Source organism: Halomonas sp. TP35 (genome assembly GCF_052375975.1).
Taxonomy (GTDB): Bacteria; Pseudomonadota; Gammaproteobacteria; order Pseudomonadales; family Halomonadaceae; genus Vreelandella; species Vreelandella citrativorans.
In genome coordinates, this window is the sequence record NZ_JBQSUZ010000007.1 from 67094 (window position 1) to 83834 (window position 16741).

General features: G+C 53.1%; 18 protein-coding genes. 12 read left to right on the forward strand and 6 right to left on the reverse strand.

All coding sequences use genetic code 11. The features are described from left to right. The first annotated feature begins 29 nt into the window (after positions 1–29). Entirely contained in the window at positions 30–1208 is a 1179-nt protein-coding gene (locus ACT3RU_RS10350) for a zinc-binding dehydrogenase (protein WP_192527835.1), read from the forward strand. Beyond that, positions 1205–2275 (forward strand): proline racemase family protein, encoded by a 1071-nt coding sequence (locus tag ACT3RU_RS10355; protein ID WP_192527834.1) that lies wholly within the window; start codon positions 1205–1207, stop codon positions 2273–2275. Before ACT3RU_RS10350 ends, ACT3RU_RS10355 begins: the two co-directional genes overlap by 4 nt. On the opposite strand, the gene ACT3RU_RS10360 is transcribed toward ACT3RU_RS10355, so the two are convergent. The 3 genes from ACT3RU_RS10360 to ACT3RU_RS10370 all read right to left on the reverse strand — a co-directional run bounded on the left by ACT3RU_RS10360 (position 2259) and on the right by ACT3RU_RS10370 (position 3921). Continuing rightward, positions 2259–2459 (reverse strand): DUF1289 domain-containing protein, encoded by a 201-nt coding sequence (locus ACT3RU_RS10360; protein ID WP_087106321.1) that lies wholly within the window; start codon positions 2457–2459, stop codon positions 2259–2261. The two genes, ACT3RU_RS10355 and ACT3RU_RS10360, sit on opposite strands and share 17 nt — an antisense overlap. A gap of 26 nt (positions 2460–2485) precedes the next feature. Beyond that, entirely contained in the window at positions 2486–2902 is a 417-nt protein-coding gene (arfB, locus tag ACT3RU_RS10365; protein WP_087106319.1) for an alternative ribosome rescue aminoacyl-tRNA hydrolase ArfB, read from the reverse strand. Between the two features lie 71 nt (positions 2903–2973). Then, positions 2974–3921: a D-2-hydroxyacid dehydrogenase family protein gene (locus ACT3RU_RS10370; protein WP_192527833.1), complete on the reverse strand. Its 948-nt coding sequence runs from the start codon at positions 3919–3921 to the stop codon at positions 2974–2976. Positions 3922–4250: 329 nt separating this feature from the next. Between ACT3RU_RS10370 and ACT3RU_RS10375 the strand changes: the two genes are divergently transcribed. The 6 genes from ACT3RU_RS10375 (at position 4251) to ACT3RU_RS10400 (ending at position 9057) form a co-directional block, all read left to right on the forward strand. After that, positions 4251–6356: a methyl-accepting chemotaxis protein gene (locus ACT3RU_RS10375; RefSeq protein WP_192527832.1), complete on the forward strand. Its 2106-nt coding sequence runs from the start codon at positions 4251–4253 to the stop codon at positions 6354–6356. Between the two features lie 137 nt (positions 6357–6493). After that, positions 6494–7123, forward strand: coding sequence for an NAD(P)H-binding protein (locus ACT3RU_RS10380; protein WP_192527831.1), 630 nt, complete (start codon positions 6494–6496; stop codon positions 7121–7123). A gap of 35 nt (positions 7124–7158) precedes the next feature. Continuing rightward, on the forward strand, positions 7159–7428 hold the full coding sequence (locus ACT3RU_RS10385) for a metallophosphoesterase family protein (RefSeq protein WP_225733847.1): 270 nt from the start codon (positions 7159–7161) through the stop codon (positions 7426–7428). Between the two features lie 125 nt (positions 7429–7553). Further along, positions 7554–8123, forward strand: coding sequence for a DJ-1/PfpI family protein (locus ACT3RU_RS10390; protein ID WP_192527830.1), 570 nt, complete (start codon positions 7554–7556; stop codon positions 8121–8123). 133 nt (positions 8124–8256) lie between these two features. After that, positions 8257–8619, forward strand: coding sequence for a ribbon-helix-helix domain-containing protein (locus tag ACT3RU_RS10395; protein WP_192527829.1), 363 nt, complete (start codon positions 8257–8259; stop codon positions 8617–8619). Positions 8620–8715: 96 nt separating this feature from the next. Beyond that, positions 8716–9057 carry a hypothetical protein gene (locus ACT3RU_RS10400; RefSeq protein ID WP_087106306.1) on the forward strand — a complete coding sequence of 114 codons (342 nt, stop codon included), beginning with the start codon at positions 8716–8718 and terminating at the stop codon, positions 9055–9057. A gap of 2 nt (positions 9058–9059) precedes the next feature. Here the strand turns inward: ACT3RU_RS10400 and ACT3RU_RS10405 are convergent, their stop codons facing one another. Continuing rightward, the gene (locus ACT3RU_RS10405; protein WP_087106304.1) at positions 9060–9278 is read right to left on the reverse strand and encodes a DUF3820 family protein; all 219 of its coding nucleotides are present in this window, start codon (positions 9276–9278) and stop codon (positions 9060–9062) included. 142 nt (positions 9279–9420) lie between these two features. Between ACT3RU_RS10405 and mqo the strand changes: the two genes are divergently transcribed. Further along, the gene (gene mqo, locus ACT3RU_RS10410; protein WP_192527828.1) at positions 9421–11124 is read left to right on the forward strand and encodes a malate dehydrogenase (quinone); all 1704 of its coding nucleotides are present in this window, start codon (positions 9421–9423) and stop codon (positions 11122–11124) included. Positions 11125–11221: 97 nt separating this feature from the next. Here mqo and ACT3RU_RS10415 read toward each other — a convergent pair whose 3' ends face one another. Further along, positions 11222–12097: a LysR family transcriptional regulator gene (locus ACT3RU_RS10415; protein ID WP_192527827.1), complete on the reverse strand. Its 876-nt coding sequence runs from the start codon at positions 12095–12097 to the stop codon at positions 11222–11224. A 130-nt stretch (positions 12098–12227) separates the two neighbouring features. Between ACT3RU_RS10415 and ACT3RU_RS10420 the strand changes: the two genes are divergently transcribed. Further along, positions 12228–12653, forward strand: coding sequence for a VOC family protein (locus ACT3RU_RS10420; protein ID WP_087106298.1), 426 nt, complete (start codon positions 12228–12230; stop codon positions 12651–12653). Positions 12654–12699: 46 nt separating this feature from the next. Here ACT3RU_RS10420 and ACT3RU_RS10425 read toward each other — a convergent pair whose 3' ends face one another. Further along, complete coding sequence (locus tag ACT3RU_RS10425) at positions 12700–13593, reverse strand: AraC family transcriptional regulator (protein WP_192527826.1); 894 nt, start codon at positions 13591–13593, stop codon at positions 12700–12702. Between the two features lie 207 nt (positions 13594–13800). Here ACT3RU_RS10425 and ACT3RU_RS10430 point away from each other — a divergent pair, with 207 nt between their 5' ends. Next, a complete protein-coding gene (locus tag ACT3RU_RS10430; RefSeq protein WP_087106294.1) occupies positions 13801–14862 on the forward strand; it encodes an NAD(P)-dependent alcohol dehydrogenase in 1062 nt (353 codons plus the stop codon). A 157-nt stretch (positions 14863–15019) separates the two neighbouring features. Continuing rightward, positions 15020–16693, forward strand: a complete 1674-nt coding sequence (locus tag ACT3RU_RS10435) for a methyl-accepting chemotaxis protein (protein WP_192527825.1) — start codon at positions 15020–15022, stop codon at positions 16691–16693. Positions 16694–16741: the final 48 nt, after the last annotated feature.

Genomic DNA, 16741 nt, shown 5'->3' on the forward strand with positions numbered 1-16741 from the left:
CTTATTCCTTTGTATCAAGGAGTCTGACAATGCCTGAAACTACCGCCGTTTCTTCTACGATGGCTGCCATGCTCTTGGTCGGGCATGGTGGCGTCGAACAACTGCATTATCGTGAAGACGTCAAAACGCCGTCACCCGGCCCAGGTGATGTTCTGGTCCAAGTGACGGCGACTGCGAAAAACAATACCGATCGCAAAGCGCGTGAAGGTCTATATCCTACGAAAGAGAAGGGTGATGTCACTTCATTTGCCATGGGCGGTACGCCCACCCTAACGTTTCCGCGTATTCAGGGGGCTGATGTAGCCGGGCGTATCATAGCGGTAGGCGAAGGCGTGAATGCCGAGCGGATTGGCCAGCGTGGCCTGCTTGATTTCAATATTTATGCGGATGAGCGCCGGGATATCAATCTAACTCCCGACTACTACGGCCATGGGGCTGATGGCGGCTACGCTGAGTATATTGCGGTACCTGCAGACCAGTTCCACTCCATTGATAATCCCGAACTCAGCGACGCTGAGCTAGCCGCGATGGGCATGTGCTCCTATCAAACGGCGTACCATATGATGACTTCGGCACACATCAAGGCTGGCGAGCGCGTGTTGGTAAGCGGTGCCAGCGGTGGCGTGGGTACCGCACTCATTCAGCTGTGCCGTATTGTCGGTGCCATTCCTTATGCGGTTAGCCAGCCTGATAAAGCCGCTGAGCTGCAAGCGTTAGGGGCCGAAGCTGTCATTGACCGGGGCGACCTGCCGACCTTTGTTGAGCGCGTTTTAGAAGCCACTGGCGGTAAGCCTATTGATGCGGTGATGGACTTGGTCGGCGGCGAGATGACCGACCTGTTTATCGATACCATGATTGTTGATATGCAGCACCGCCAATCCTATCCGCGCCTTTCCATAGCCGGGGCCAGCGGCGGTAATCTCAGTGAGATCATGTGGACGCGCATTTACCTTTACCAGGTGCAGATATTTGGCGTTTCTCACGGTACTCGTGAAGAAGCCGAGCAGCTAATCGCCTGGATCCGTAGTGGTGAACTCAAGCCTGTTCTCCATGCGGCGTTCAAGCTTTCTGAACTGCATGACGCCGAGCGCTATTTTGTTAATCGGGGCAGCAATTATCTCGGCAAAATTGTCATTGTTCCGGATGCGCAGTGGGATGCTCACGGCGCACCTTTTGGACTAACAAACGCTCAGGAGCAACGCCTTTGAAAAATATCCATACGCTTCAATTAATGGATACTCATGCGGGTGGCGATGTCAGCCGAATCGTAACGGGCGGGATTGATGCTCTGCCGGGCGCCACGGTGCGGGAGCAAATGGAGTACCTGCGCGACGATGCCGATGGCTTGCGTCGCTTGCTGCTGGAAGAGCCTTACGGTATTCCAGAGATGTCGGTGGATTTGCTGGTGCCAGCGACGCACCCTGAGGCCGCAGCGGGTTATATCATTATGGAAGTGATGGGCTACCCGATCTATTCAGGCTCCAATACCTTGTGTACGGCAACCGCCGTGCTGGAGTGTGGGATTGTGCCTAAGCAGGAAGGCATTCAGCATTTTTCGCTGGAGGCCCCGGCAGGTCTGGTACATATTGAAGCGCGTGTGCATAACGGCGTGGTCGAGTCGGTTACCTGTGAAGGCTTACCCAGCTACATTGACACCTACCGCGATACCATCCAGGTGCCTGGTATCGGCACAGTGACGTATTCCGTCGCCTATAGCGGTGGCTTTTACGCGCTAGTGGATGCTGCCGAGCTTGGTTTTAAGCTTATTCGTGAGGAAGAGCAGGCGCTTTCGGCCTGCGCGCATAAAATTGTTGAGGCCTTGCAGGCTCAGCGTGGCTTTTCCCACTACACGCTGGGTGATGTAGGTCCGCTGCCTTTCCTGCATTTTATGGGCCCCGAAGAGCAAGTGGGTGAAGGCTATGTACGCTCACGTTCAACAACGTACGTGCACCCCGGTGTGATTTGTCGCAGTACTACCGGTACCGGCACCTCCGCCAGGCTAGCGTTAATGAACTACGAAGGTCGGCTCAACATAGGGGATAAACTGGAAACGGTCTCGTTACGTGAAACCGGGTTTATTGGCACGTTTACAGGGACTCATCAGGAAGGCGCCTACCAGGTCGTTGAAAACACGATTACCGGGCGCAGCTATGTGCTGGCTCAGTCGGATATTGTGATCAACTGTGGTGATCCTCTGGTTTCTTGCGGTGAGCTGCACCATATTTTGAGCGACCGTCACTCTGTTAATCACTACTCTGTTACGTCGGGTGGCTAATCTCGGCTAACGCGATATAGCCCTGCGCTTCCAGGCGCTCCCAGACCGGGGCTTTTTCGGCCTCGGTCATTTGGCCCCAATAGGCAATTTCATCCAACGTACGGCCACAGCCTTGGCACGTATTTGTCGTGTCTAGCTGGCAGTGCTGGATGCAAGGAGAGAGCGGTCGGGAAACGGTGGTCATGCGAAATTCAATCGACTCAATAGCGCTTACGAAGAGGAAACTTTACCACGTAGCGATTTGATTTTTCCTTTGCGGGTCTTATGGTCAACGCGACGTCGTTGGGAGCCTTTGGTGGGTTTTGTCGGGCGGCGTACCTTTTGCTGCCGAGTCGCACTGGTGATCAATTCTTTCAGGCGAGAAAGGGCATCTTCTTTATTAAGCTCCAGCGTGCGATAACTTTGCGCCTTGATAATCACCACACCCTCTTTACTGATGCGCTGGTCATTAAGCGCCATTAAACGCTCTTTATAAAACGGCGGTAGGGTAGAGCGTGAAATATCGAAGCGCAGGTGTACCGCTGACGCCACTTTGTTGACGTTCTGACCGCCTGCACCCTGAGCGCGAATTTGGCTAATATCAATTTCCCAGTCGGCCAAGGCAACATGGTTGGAAATAGTGAGCATCAGGTCCTCTGTGTCACAGGTGAGTAATAAGGCTAGCACACTTGACACAGAGGTGGTCGCAGCGACGGGATTCAAGAGGCGAGATTGGTGACCGGCTCACCGTTGCTAAACGCGACGAGATTCGCAAACGCGTCACCAAAGTAGAGCTCGTAGCTATCTTTTTCGACATAACCCAGGTGAGGCGTTGCCACGCAGTTGGGCAGGGTAAGCAGAGGATCGTCGCAGGTCGGCTCGCTATCGAAAACATCAACTGCCGCGCGTCCTGGCCTGCCTGCTTTGAGGGCACTGACTAATGCACCTGATGCAATTAATGGTGCGCGGCTAGTGTTTACCAGAAGCGCTGTGGGTTTCATGCAGGCCAAATGGTCGGCGGTCACAATACCCCGCGTTTCATCGTTTAGGCGCAGATGCAGGCTAAGCACATCGGCACGTTTAAAAAGATCCTGCTGGCTCTCGGCAACCGTTAATCCGGCGTCCATGGCTCGTGCTCTGGTGCCTTCGCGCCCCCATACCAGCACGTTCATTTCAAATGCCTGCGCGTAACGGGCCACCAGGCTACCAATTTTTCCCAAGCCAAAAATCCCCATTGTGCGGCCTTTTAGCCCAGTGCCCAGGGTTTGTTGCCAGCGGCCAGCTTTAAGGTTTTCTACTTCTTCAGGCAGGTGGCGCATGCCGCAAAGTACCAGCCCCCAGGTTAGTTCAGCCGCCGCGTGCGGCGAGCCTTTACCCGTCATAACGGTAACGCCTTGGCGCTGACACGCTTTTAGGTCGACATGGGCCGCACCGCCCCCGGTTTGGCTAATAACTTTTAAATTGGGTAAGCGTTCAAGCAGCGCTGAAGTGATAGGGGTACGTTCACGAATTAACACAAGCGCATCCGCGTGATAAAACCGTGCCACCAACGCCTCAAAATCGGTCAGCGTATCGTGATAAATAGTTACGTCGTGCCCGTTGAGCATTGCATAGGCATCCAAATGGCGTACACAGTCCTGGTAGTCATCAGAAATCACGATATTCATTGAATTGTTCCTTTTCTCTAAGTATGTAGCAACCCTAAAAGGCCTTACGCTAAAGCGAGGCTGAAACAACGTGATACTCCGCTCTTGCTTGGTAATCAAGGGGCAGCGAACGAGCGATTATAGTTAAGCCGCTTGTTGCCGATATTAAATCCTGTAGGCTTCTGGATCACGTAATTTCAAAAGGGAAACACACCTTAACTGACGGTTTTTTTTAGAAAATAAATGCCCGGTTTTGGTTGTAACGGTTACCCTTGACCGCCTGGCTAGTGGTGCTTTTTCACCAAAAGTAGACGCTCCTGCATGACTTCTGACACAAGCGAACACGCACAATGAAAAAGACGTTAAGTATACGTACCATGCTCATCAGCCTCTTTATTGTGGCCATGTTGGGCGCGGTTGCGCTTGCCGTGACCGGCTGGTTTACCAACCAGCGGCTAATCAACGCTCAACACACTATCACCGACAATGTACTTCCTCTTCAGGATGCCAGTCGTCGTTTGGTGCTCACTGTGGCTGCCTTCGGCCAGCGTCATAACGAACTGCTCGCTGCAGAAAGCGCGGCTGACCTGGATAGCATTGTCACGGAAGAGACACTTAATCAGCGCTTTCTAGAAGCTCGTCGGGGATTAGGAGAAGAGAGCCTCCAAGGGCAACAGGAAAACCTGAGCAATGAGTACGATGCATTACGTGTGGGTGACGCAGCGCTTGAAGCGGCCCGCCAGACGGAGCTTGGCCTAAAAGCAGACACGGCCACTACGTTGACGCAAATGGAGACGTTAATCAGTAATGCCATGAGCAGTGCTGAAGAAGTGGCTAACGTCTCGGTGATTAACCAGCAGCGCTATCAGAGTGAGCAGCGTGAGTTGATGGAGGCGTGGCGTGAGGATGGCATGACCACGTTACCCACAACGGTGCTGGATAGCCTGGTGGTTGAAGGCACGGATATTAGCCGTTACAGCGCGAATGTCAGCACTGCGTTGGCGTTGCTGGCGGGTTATGGCCACCAAATGGTGCAGGCCACAGATGCCGAAGCGCTGTCTACGCTGCGCCGGAACGCTATCGAACCCCAGTTCACTCAGATGCGTGACTGGTTAACGGCGATTAACGATGCACCTGATTCAGAAAGAAGCCAGATAGCGATGGTCAATGCCTTGAGAGAGGATATTAATCAACTGGAAAGCGTGATGATCACTGACGCCGTGTCTGTTTACCGGCTCCGTGAACAGCAGTTGGAATTAGGTCGCCAGGTTCAGGAGGCGCTAGCGAGCGTGGCAAGCGCTATGGCACAAATAGAGCAGACGCTGAGCGACGTAGAGCGATATGCGGCGGCTCAGGCGGACAATGCGGTTGACCAGGCAGAAACACTGGCCGCCGCCGGGCTCACTCTGCTTATCACCGTCACGTTAGGCGTTGTCGCTCTGCTTGCGATTTTTGGCTGGCGTACGCTGGTACGTGTACTTGGCCCGCTGGTGGCCATGCGCCGGCAAATGGAGAACATTAGTGGCGCAGGTGGCGAAAATACCAATCTGTCACAACGTCTTGATCTACAGCGAAACGATGAAGTCGGCCAAACTGCCCAAGCGTTCAACCGTATGATGGACACGTTTGAAGGTATGGTTGCCCAGGTGCGTGAAAGCGCTGAGGCGATTGCCGAAAGCAGCCGACAAATTGCTTCGGGTAATGAGAACCTGTCACAACGCACAGATCAGCAGTCCGCCTCGCTAGCCGAAACGGCTTCCAGTCTTGAGCAAATTACCTCTACTGTGAAGCAGACGGCCGACTATGCGGATCAGGCAAAAGATGCCAGTGGCGGTGTCGATCAGCGGGCACGCTCGGCGGGGGATGTCGCCAAACGTACAACGGCGGCGATGGGGGATATACGTGAAGCGAGTGGAAAAATCACCTCAATCATTAAAGCCATTGATGATATTGCCTTCCAAACCAACTTGCTGGCGTTAAACGCCTCTGTTGAGGCCGCTCGTGCAGGGGAGCAGGGGCGTGGCTTTGCCGTGGTCGCCCAGGAAGTGCGTAAACTTGCCGGTCGCAGTGCCGATGAGGCAGCGCAAATTCGTCACTTGGTGGCTGACAGCGTGGCCAAAGTCAGTGAAGGCGAGCAACTGGTTAATGCGTCCAGCACGCACCTTCAAGAAATCATCGATAGCTTGTCAGAAGTCACTCGCTACGTGACAGAAATTGCCGATGCCACGCAGGAGCAGTCGACGGGTATAGAGCAGATTAATCAGGCGATTTCACAGCTGGATCAGGTAACCCACCAAAATGCCCGCTTGGTTCAGGATGCTTCAAGCGCAAGTCACGAACTTGATGCGCGAGCTGGCGATATGCATCTGCTGGTGAGCCGGTTCCAAATGAGCGGTGACGCGGGGCAGAAAGTACGTTCATTGCCTTATAAAGAGGCGCCTGCACGACTGACTTAGCGCCATCCTGTTGCTTGCTAACAGCGAATGCACCCATGGTGCATTCGCTGTTTTACGTTTCAGGGGTTGATTTATCCAGGCGCTGGCTGCACTGATTAAGCAATAGTCCCGTGAATGAACGAAACCAGAGAGGCAACATGACCACATTAGTAATAGGTGCCAATGGGCAGATCGGTAAACAGTTTTGTGAACTCGCCCAACAGGCTGGGGAGCCGATTAAGGCAATGATTCGGGATGAAAGCCAAGCAGAGTGGTTCAGCGAGCGTCAGATCCCCATCATTGTTGCTGATCTTGAGGGTGAGTTTGAACACGCCTTCGAGGATTGCGATCAGGTGATTTTTACTGCTGGCTCAGGCCCGCATACTGGACCGGATAAAACGCTAATAATTGACCTTTATGGTGCTATCAGAGCCGCTGATATCGCCAGTGAAAAAGGGCTTGATCGCTATATCATGGTGAGTGCTATTCGCGCAGAACATCCGCTTGAAGCACCCGAAAAGATGCGCCCTTACATGGCCGCCAAGTTTGCAGCGGATAGCCATCTACGTTTTGCCAAGGTTCCCCATGTCATCCTTAAGCCAGGCCCCTTGACTAACGAGAAGGCAACGCACGGGTTTGCCGGGACGATGGAGGCATCCCCCGAACAATCCATTACCCGGGCAGATGTTGCCCATGCCTTGCTGCACGTTGTGAAAACACCTACGTTGAAAGACAGGGAGTTCACGCTCTTGAACGGTAAGGAACGTATTAGTGACTTGGTGCGTTGAGCCTGAGCATCACATATTAACGATTGAAGCGCCTATTGGCGTCATTGCCGCTCACCCAGTCGCTTACCGTGAATGGTTGGCGGCTGCACTTGGTACATCGCTTTGTTGATTTTAATGAAGCGACGCCTTGCGATGTGGTATTGCACGGCCACTCTCATAAGCCCCGCAATGAATGGCAGGGGGATCGTCTGCTCTTTAATCCTGGTGCGGCGGGCAAGCGCCGATTTAAGCTTCCCCTTACCCTTGGCAAATTATGGCTTGAAGAGCGCCACATAAAGCGTGCCATTATGCATCTACCGGTTTGACCGCGTGTTTTCGCTATAAAAAATCAGTGTAGTAATGGCGTACTACCGCTATCGAAAACGCGCTTGCTAGGCTTGTTTGACACATGCGTTGTGTGCACAACGACAAAACAAGAAGGAGTACGGAGATGACCAGCAAGCGCATTCTGATGATTACCGGCGACTTTACTGAAGATTACGAGACCATGGTGCCTTTCCAGGCATTGATGGCTGTTGGTCATCAGGTTGATGCCGTTTGCCCTGGCAAGGCATCGGGCGACACCGTGGCGACGGCGATTCATGATTTCGAAGGTGATCAAACCTATTCTGAAAAACCTGGCCACCGCTTTGCGCTCAATGCTGATTTTGAGCGTATTGATCCCGCCGATTATGATGCGCTGGTGGTGCCCGGCGGGCGTGCTCCGGAATACCTACGCTTGAATCAGGATGTGTTGGCGATGGTTCGGCACTTTTTTGAAGCCAATAAGCCTGTTGCTGCGATTTGCCACGGCGCGCAATTACTAGCCGCTGCAAACGTGCTCAAAGGCAGGCAGTGTTCGGCATACCCGGCTTGCCAACCAGAAGTTGAGTTGGCAGGCGGGCATTTCGCCAGCATTGAGGTAAGTGAAGCGGTAACCGATGGCAATCTGGTGACGGCGCCCGCTTGGCCTGCCCACCCAGCTTGGCTTGCTCAATTTATGGCGCTGCTAAACCAGTGAGCGCTGGGTCGTTAGCGTAATCATACAAAGCAAAGCCTACGCGCCTAACCGACATGCACCTAACAGACATTAGGCGCGTAGTGTATTTGCCCGCTATGCTAACGGCTTACCTGAACGTTAAGAGATCACACCCATGTGCAAACTCTTTATTCACGCTAATCCTGAGTTATGGTCCAGCGCGACGCATTCATTGCGTATTGATGGCATGGTGACGAGCGTACGAATGGAGCACTACTTCTGGCTCATTTTGGAAGAGATCGCCACGCGTGATGGTATGAATACGGCTCAACTGATTACTCGCCTGTATCATGAATCTATCGATGCCGGACACGACCTGGGTAACTTCACCTCGTTTTTACGCGTGTGTGCGCTACGCTATCAGGCGCTTCAACTAACGGGAGATATTCCCTCTCAGCATGAGATACCGATTGCGACGCTGGATGCTGAGGAGATACTCGTGCGTGAAGGCCGATCCAGGCGCAGTCAGGTTCACTAATCACTGGCCGCCTTAGCGTTAAAGCGAGTAGCGATAAAGCCAGTACGTGAGATAGCAGGTGAGACAGTACGTGAGACAGACATCAACAGGATTTTTATGACAGATGTTGCCACTGCGGTGCGCCAATTACTCGCCACGGCACCCGAAAAAACATTACCGATCACCTATCAGCAAGTGGCTGTGGCGTTGGGTCTGACACCTCCACGTACTATTCAGCGGGTGGCTCAGGCGCTAGAGCAGCTTATGCGCGATGATGCTGCTACCCATCAGCCGTTTATCGCCGCGCTGGTGGTAAGCCGCCGGGGCGATAATATGCCCGCCGCTGGTTTTTTTGAGCTGGCTGTAGCGCTGGGGCGCTTTCCCGATGACACCACGCAACATGCCAAGGCGTATCGCCATGAATATCAGCAGGTATTGGCGTCGCGCTCAAACGCGTAACCTTATTTAGGCGGCTTTCGTAACGGGTCCAGCAAGTCGCTTAACCCATTATGGTCAATTTCCTGCATTAATTGCAGCAGTTGGCCAATCTCTCCCGATGGAAAACCTTCCCGTGCAAACCAGTTAAGATATGGCCCAGGCAAATCAGCAATCAGCCAGCCCTGGTGCTTGCCGAACGGCATCGTGCGGGTTACCAGTTTTTCAAGGTCTTCAGGTCTCATGTCTTACTTTCCTTTGGGCTTATCTATCGCGCTGGTTTCCGAAAAGATGTAATTTTGTTAGACTTTGGTCGACAAATAATACCCCCTCGATGTCGGGCATTTACAGCTTCGGCAAGTTATTTCTGTATCATCAGGATATGACATGCATAAACATTTACGTTTTTTACTCTGCACACCGCTCTTAGCGTTTGCAGCGATGCCCGTTGCGGCGGATGAGCCTGTTGATGTTGTATTAATTGGTGGCGGTATCATGAGCGCCACACTAGGTACCTATCTTCAAGAATTAGAACCCGACTGGGATATCCACCTTTACGAGCGCTTGGGCCAGGTCGCTGAAGAGAGTTCCAACGCCTGGAACAATGCAGGCAGCGGTCACTCTGCCTTCATGGAAATGAACTATACGCCAGGTGATGGTGACCACGTTGAAATTGAACGTGCGGTTAACGTTACTGAGCAGTTTGAAATTTCCCGCCAGTTCTGGGCCCACCAGGTTGACCAAGGCATCTTGAGCGACCCGAAAGCCTTTATCAACTCAGTGCCGCACCACGCGTTGGTATGGGGGGAAGATGATGTTGCTTTCCTGCGCGAACGCTATGCACGCATGACTGAAAACCCGCTATATGAAGGCATGGAATACTCGGAAGATCGCCAGGAAATCGCTGAGTGGATGCCGTTGGTGATGGCTGGCCGTGATGAGAATACACCGGTTGCCGCGACCCGTATGCAGATGGGTACGGAAGTTAACTACGGCGCGCAGACTCGCCAGATGATTGAAGGCTTAGGCGATAGCGATAACTTCACGCTTTCGCTTAACAGTGAAGTGCGCGGCCTTGAGCGTAATGACGACGATACCTGGCACGTGACGATCAAAAACCTGGAAAGCGGTGATGAATCCAGCGTTGATGCACGGTTTGTGTTCATTGGTGCGGGCGGTGCTGCGCTGCCGCTGCTTCAGGAATCTGGTATTCCGGAAGCGGATGCTTACGCCGGTTTCCCGGTGGGTGGCCAGTTCCTTTACACCACCAACCCTGACGTTGTCGCCCAGCACCAGATCAAGGTGTATGGCAAAGCCGGTGAAGGTTCACCGCCGATGTCGGTTCCACACCTGGACTTCCGTAACCTGGATGGCGAGCCTGCGCTGTTCTTTGGTCCATTTGCCACCTTTTCAAGCAAGTTCTTGAAAGAAGGTTCCTGGACCGACCTGTTTGGCTCCATGACATTTAATAATATCTGGCCGACAACCCAGGTGGGGTTGCATAACTTCAATCTGGTGAGCTACCTGGTGGGTCAGGTAATGATGTCCGATGACGATCGCTTTGAAGCGCTGCAGGACTTTTTCCCTGAAGCGAACAGCGATGACTGGAAGCTTTGGACCGCTGGTCAGCGGGTTCAAATCATCAAGAATGACCCTGAACGTGGCGGCCTGCTGCAGTTTGGTACCGAAGTGGTAAGTGCTGAAGACGGCTCAATCGCCGCACTTCTGGGTGCTTCACCCGGTGCCTCAACTGCACCACCCATTATGCTACATTTGCTGGAAAACGTGTTTACTGAGCAAGTGCAAAACGGTGCGTGGCAGGAAAAGTTGACCGAAATCGTACCGTCTTACGGCCAGCGTCTTTCTGAAAATCCGGAGCTGCTGCGTGAAATGCGGGTATACACGGCAGAAGCGCTTAAGCTGAACGAGCCAATGAATGCTGCTGAAACAGATACAGACGTTCAAGCGGAAGTTGAAAACGCGCAGCTTGAATCAGAAGCCGCTGATGCCGGTGATGAAAGCAGCGCTGACGAAAACGCTGATGCACAAAGCGAAGAGCAGGACGCCGAAACAGAAGAAGTTGCTCTGTAAGGTTTTGCCTGCTTAAACCCTGAATGCACTAGCGTGTCATGTCAGGTGCGGTCGATAACGCTAGCCCCTTTTTAAGGGGCTAGCGTTTTTTTTGGATTCAATAGTGGGGATTGGTAGCTTCACAAATCAGTTGGGCAAGCGCGCGGGCTGGGGCGCTTAACTGGCTGCTTGCGCGATGAATCAATCCTACATCCCGATGAAACGTATGTTCACCCAGCGGGATGGCGCGCACCGCTGGTGGCCAGGGCTGCAGGGCGGCTACCTCTGGCACCAGGGCAATGCCCACGCCGTTGGCCACCAATTGGATAATGGTATCCAGCTCGTCCACCTCACACAGCTCATGCACATGGCAGTGCTGGGCGCGTAAAAAGCGGTCGACTTGGCGGCCGCCAAACGAGGTGCGGTCGTAACGCACAAAAGGTCCGTGGCTGAGTCGTTCGCGCCAATCATCGCCTTCCGTTAAGGCCGGGACGATTAGGCGGTAAGGTTCATGGGCCAGTGGTGTCCAGCGTAAATCGCTGTGCAGTGAGAAAGGCGGGCGAATAATGGCCGCCATATCAAGCTCGCCTGCATCCACCTGATTGACCAGCGCCATGGAGAGCCCTGGCACCACGTGGCTTCGGCAGTCGGGATAGGCTCGGTGAAAACGGGCCAAGGCACTGGGCAGTAGCGAGCGCTGAATGGAGGCAATAGCGCCTATGTTCACCGGCGTGCTCGCAGGCTTGTCGGTATTGGCTTCACCAAGTGTCCGGTAAAGGGCGAGTAGGGTATGCGCCTGATGAAGAACTTCCTGACCTTGCGCCGTTAATACCGCCGCACGCCCTTTTCGGGCAAACAGGGTAACGCCCAGCTGTTCTTCCAGCCGCTTCATCTGTGCGCTAACAGCCGCTTGCGTTAAGCCAATTTTCTGGCCTGCCGAGGCAAAGGTGCCTTCTTGAGCAACGGCTGTTAGGGTTTTAAGCTCTCTTATCATTGATAAATAATATTTGTGAATGAGCGAAAAAGATATTGATTTTATTTTTATAAGGCTCGGCCTAGGATGATCATCACGGGTTGGCACTTTGTGTCACTCATTACATAACGATAGCGAGCAGGAGACCACTATGAGCCTTTCCCCCTTTCATCTGGCCATCCCGGTTTACGATGTAGCGCTAGCCCGGGCTTTTTACAACGACGTTTTTGGTCTGGAAGAAGGGCGCTCCAGTGACAACTGGGTCGACTTCAACTTTTTTGGTCACCAACTGGTAATTCACGGCCACCCTAAAACGCCCAGCCAAGAGAATGCCCATACCAACCCGGTAGATGGCCACGACGTACCGGTGCCGCATTTCGGCGTAATTTTAGAGTGGGATGAGTGGGAAGCACTTGCTGAGCGCTTGACGTCACGCAACACCGTTTTTGTGATCGAGCCTTACGTACGCTTTAAAGGTGAAGTGGGCGAGCAAGCCACCATGTTCCTGCTCGACCCCTGTGGTAACGCGCTAGAGTTCAAGGCGTTCAAGGACAAGAGCCAAATATTTGCAAAGTAAGTCTGCAAAGTAATTTCGCCAAGTGAGCTAGCCAAGTAAGCGATAACTACCCTTGCAGCATCTGCTCCTGGCGGCGATGTTGCAGGGGAGATTCGCCAAAGTAGCGTTTATAGTCACGGCTGAATTGCGGCACGCTACGATAGCCGACCGCCAAGGCCGCTTGGTTGACATTATGATCCTGTTGCGACAGAAGCTGCTGGGCTTTTATCAACCGTAGCCGCTTCAGGTACTGGGCAGGCGAGGCGCGAGTAATCTGCTTGAAATAGTGATGGAACGTCGAAACGCTCATACTGGCTCGCTGAGCCAACTGTTCAACCGTAAACTCATCGGCGAAGTTTACGTGAAGCTTCGATAGCACCTGCACAATGCGTGAATAGTGCCCTTGGCCGTTCACCAGCGCCCTGAGTGCGGGCCCCTGCTCTCCTTTCAGCGCCTCGAAGATCACCTCGCGGATGCGCGACACCCCCATGACCGCGCACTCTGTTTCGCATTTCAGCGTGTCTGCCAAGCGGGCAACGGCATCCTGCATTCCTTCTGTCATGGCAACCGACGCCATGGGCTTGGGAGAAAGAGCGGGTGCGCCGGTATCGCCCATGGTCATGACCATCTCGCTTAACAGGGCAGGATCCAGCTTTACCGAAATGCCCAGCAGCGGCGCTTCGGGTGAGCCATGAGTTTCACACTCAAACGGCAGCGGCAGGGTCTGTACCAGGTAGTGGCCGGGATTGTAGTGAATTTCACGATCGCCCAGATAGCCCACTTTCCGGCCCAGGGCGATAACGGTCAGGCTGGGCTCGTACAGTAGCGGAGTGCGCACTTGGTGGCGCCTAAGGCAGAGCAGCGAGACGCCCGGTAGGTGCGTCTGGGTGATGCCGTCTGCCTTGGTGAGCGCTGCAATAGTGCGCGCCAAGGGCGGGTAGGTAGGAAGCAACGAACTCATGAAGACCTGCCATAAACGTGCAAAAAAATGGGTGACTTCGGATAATAGTGCCATAATATAGGCTTATTTTTGTTATTTTATCACAGTGATTTGTAGGAATAGGCAAAAAATACGGAGCTTCGCTCATCGTTATTGCGGTTTAATCGGCGAATAATGGTCAGGCGTCCTCACGGTCCCGAGGATCACCGATTTAAGGAGTTTTATCTGATGAGCCAAGCTAAATCCTACGCTGCCTTTGCGGCGGATAAACCGTTAGCGCCTTTTTCATTCGAGCGTCGTCAACCGCGTGCCGATGATGTCGCCATAGAAATTCTTTACTGCGGTGTTTGTCATAGCGACCTGCACTTTGCTCAGAACGATTGGGGTATGAGCCAATACCCGGTCGTGCCGGGGCATGAAATTGTAGGCCGAGTAACCTCGGTAGGCAGTCAGGTGAGCCGTTTTAAAGCAGGCGATTTAGTTGGCGTTGGCTGCATGGTTGATTCTTGCCGCACCTGTAGTGCCTGTAACGATGGTGTTGAACAGTACTGCCAGGAAGGGTCCACCATGACCTACGGTAGTGAAGACCGCCAGGACGGCACGATTACCCAGGGCGGCTATTCCGATAGCATCGTGGTGAGCGAACATTTTGTGTTGAGCATGCCTGATGGCATCGACCTTGCCTCTGCAGCCCCTATTTTATGCGCAGGTATCACTACCTATTCGCCGCTTAAGCACTTTGGTATCGGCAAAGGACATAAGCTGGGCGTTATCGGTATGGGTGGTTTGGGCCATATGGCTGTGAAACTGGCCAAAGCACTTGGCGTAGAAGTGACCGTCTTTACCCGTTCCGATGCCAAAGTAGAAGAAGCCAGGCGTAATGGCGCCGACCATGTGGTGGTTTCAAGCGACCCAGCACAGATGGAAGCCGTGGCTGAGAGCTTTGACTTCATGATGGATACCGTACCCGTTCAGCACGACCTAAACCCTTACCTAAAGGCGCTTAAATACGACGGTACGCATATTCTTGTTGGTTTGCTGGAGCCTATCGAGCCTCCTATTGAAGCCTTCAATCTGGTATTCAAGCGTCGCGTCGTGGCAGGTTCTTTAATTGGTGGCATTGCTGAAACACAAGAACTTTTAACGCTGTGTGCCGAGCAAAACATCACGTGTGATATCGAAATGTTGGATATCAATAATATCAACGAAGGGTTTGAGCGCATGGCGAAAGGCGATGTGCGTTATCGTTTCGTGATTGATATGGCAACCCTTAAAAATACCGCTGTTTAAAAAAGCGTCGGTATTTACCCATCGTGGCCTGAGCCATGGTGGGTTTTTTTATACCTTTTAGTTATACATAGGTCGATAGTGGCACATAAAGTACTTCAGCTTGGTTTACTCTTGCCGATAGTAATGAACAACCATAAACGGCAAGGGAATCAACTGGATGAGACATCTCTCTATTAAGTGGACTTTGACCGCAGCGCTCGCGTTGATGGTATTGATGATAGGACTGATAAGTGGATTGGGGTTTTATGCCAATCACACCAGCGGCCGAGCGCTTGAGGAGTTAGCCGATGTCAATGTTCGGTTAACCAGTCTTGCCAACCGTACCCAAGTCAATGCACTCAGAGCACAAACGTTCCTGGACCGTTTTGCAAGCTTCAGTACGCAAGGCAATCCTGATAAAGGCCTGGAAAGCCTTCAGCTGGCGATTGAGGCCGTAGCAATGGCCCAAGCGAATTTTGATGAATTCAGTGCGTTGTCGGTGCCAGAAGAAAGTGAGCTTGCCGGCTACCATGAGGCTGTTGTTTTAAGCTACGAGGCATTTGTTACCAACGGCATTGTGCCCCTGCTGGAGGCTCCGCCGTTCCAGGTGCAGCGTCACCAGGAGGCATTAGGCGAGAGTGGTGTACGGCTGGATGAGGCCATGAACGATTTTATCGCTTACACCGAAGCGCGGGGACAGCGCGTGATCGAGCAGGTGGGGAATTTGACCCAAACGGTCGGCGTGATTGCGTTAGCGTTGCTCATCCTTTCGTTAGTGGCCGCTACTATTATCCGTATGGCCATGATGCACAGCGTCGTGCGCCCGCTTAACCAGGCAATAGCGCATTTTGCCACCATTGCCGAAGGAGATTTGACCGACCGCATTGAAGCGCGAGGGCGTAACGAGGTGGGCCAATTGTTCAGCGCCCTGGCGGACATGCAGGCCAAGCTGAAAGCACTGGTGCACTCTCTACGCAGTAGTAGCGAGAGCGTTTTTAATGGCGCGGGCGATATTTCATCGGGAAGTCAGGACCTCTCTTCGCGCACAGAGCAGCAGGCATCTGCGCTGCAGCAAACAGCTTCCAGCATGGAGCAAATGTCAGCAACCGTAAGCAAAAACGCAGAAACCGCTCACACTGCAGACCAGCTGTCGATTGCTGCTTCTCAATCAGCGGAAGCTAGCGGCGAAGAAGTGCAGCGCACGGTACAGTTGATGCGTGACATTGCATCCAGCGCAAACCGCGTTAACGACATTATCGGGGTTATTGACTCGATTGCTTTTCAAACCAATATCCTGGCGCTTAATGCATCGGTTGAAGCTGCTAGAGCCGGAGAACAGGGGCGTGGATTTGCGGTTGTTGCCAGTGAGGTGCGCTCGTTGGCTACGCGCAGTGCCGCCTCCGCCAAAGAAATTCGTGACTTGATTGGGCAAACAACATCACAAATTAACGGCGGCGCGGAACAGGCTGAACGCAGTGGACATACGATTCAACAAACGGTGCAGGCGATTGGGCAGGTAACCACGTTGATGAGCGAGATATCCACGGCAAGTCGTGAGCAGGATGGGGGCATTGAACAGATTAATGCCGCACTCACTGAAATGGATTCGGTCACTCAGCAAAATGCTGCTTTGGTGCAACAAACCAGTAGTGCAGCCAGCGCGCTTGAAGACCAGGCGCAGCAGTTAGCCACGTTGATAGCGACGTTTCGGCTAGATGAGCAAGCACCTGCCACCTCATCAAACCAACTGCCTGCGAAAACAGCCGTCATAAAAGAGAGCGTTGGCAAAGAGGGCGTTGGTAGAGAAAGTATTGCTAAAGAGAGCGCAGCTGAGGAGTGGGACGCGTTTTAACTGTTTTAACTACTCTAGCTGTTTTAAGAACGGGGGCTGGATGCCTGC

Bases quoted from the DNA above. Each gene is read 5' to 3' on its own strand.
- ACT3RU_RS10420 (WP_087106298.1), top strand. From the start codon at position 12,228: ATGAGCCTTTCCCCCTTTCATCTGGCCATCCCGGTTTACGATGTAGCG.
- ACT3RU_RS10360 (WP_087106321.1), bottom strand. From the start codon at position 2,459: ATGACCACCGTTTCCCGACCGCTCTCTCCTTGCATCCAGCACTGCCAG.
- ACT3RU_RS10350 (WP_192527835.1), top strand. From the start codon at position 30: ATGCCTGAAACTACCGCCGTTTCTTCTACGATGGCTGCCATGCTCTTG.
- ACT3RU_RS10380 (WP_192527831.1), top strand. From the start codon at position 6,494: ATGACCACATTAGTAATAGGTGCCAATGGGCAGATCGGTAAACAGTTT.
- ACT3RU_RS10400 (WP_087106306.1), top strand. From the start codon at position 8,716: ATGACAGATGTTGCCACTGCGGTGCGCCAATTACTCGCCACGGCACCC.
- ACT3RU_RS10405 (WP_087106304.1), bottom strand. From the start codon at position 9,278: ATGAGACCTGAAGACCTTGAAAAACTGGTAACCCGCACGATGCCGTTC.
- ACT3RU_RS10390 (WP_192527830.1), top strand. From the start codon at position 7,554: ATGACCAGCAAGCGCATTCTGATGATTACCGGCGACTTTACTGAAGAT.
- mqo (WP_192527828.1), top strand. From the start codon at position 9,421: ATGCATAAACATTTACGTTTTTTACTCTGCACACCGCTCTTAGCGTTT.
- ACT3RU_RS10425 (WP_192527826.1), bottom strand. From the start codon at position 13,593: ATGAGTTCGTTGCTTCCTACCTACCCGCCCTTGGCGCGCACTATTGCA.
- ACT3RU_RS10435 (WP_192527825.1), top strand. From the start codon at position 15,020: ATGAGACATCTCTCTATTAAGTGGACTTTGACCGCAGCGCTCGCGTTG.
- ACT3RU_RS10375 (WP_192527832.1), top strand. From the start codon at position 4,251: ATGAAAAAGACGTTAAGTATACGTACCATGCTCATCAGCCTCTTTATT.
- ACT3RU_RS10430 (WP_087106294.1), top strand. From the start codon at position 13,801: ATGAGCCAAGCTAAATCCTACGCTGCCTTTGCGGCGGATAAACCGTTA.
- ACT3RU_RS10395 (WP_192527829.1), top strand. From the start codon at position 8,257: ATGTGCAAACTCTTTATTCACGCTAATCCTGAGTTATGGTCCAGCGCG.
- ACT3RU_RS10415 (WP_192527827.1), bottom strand. From the start codon at position 12,097: ATGATAAGAGAGCTTAAAACCCTAACAGCCGTTGCTCAAGAAGGCACC.
- arfB (WP_087106319.1), bottom strand. From the start codon at position 2,902: ATGCTCACTATTTCCAACCATGTTGCCTTGGCCGACTGGGAAATTGAT.
- ACT3RU_RS10370 (WP_192527833.1), bottom strand. From the start codon at position 3,921: ATGAATATCGTGATTTCTGATGACTACCAGGACTGTGTACGCCATTTG.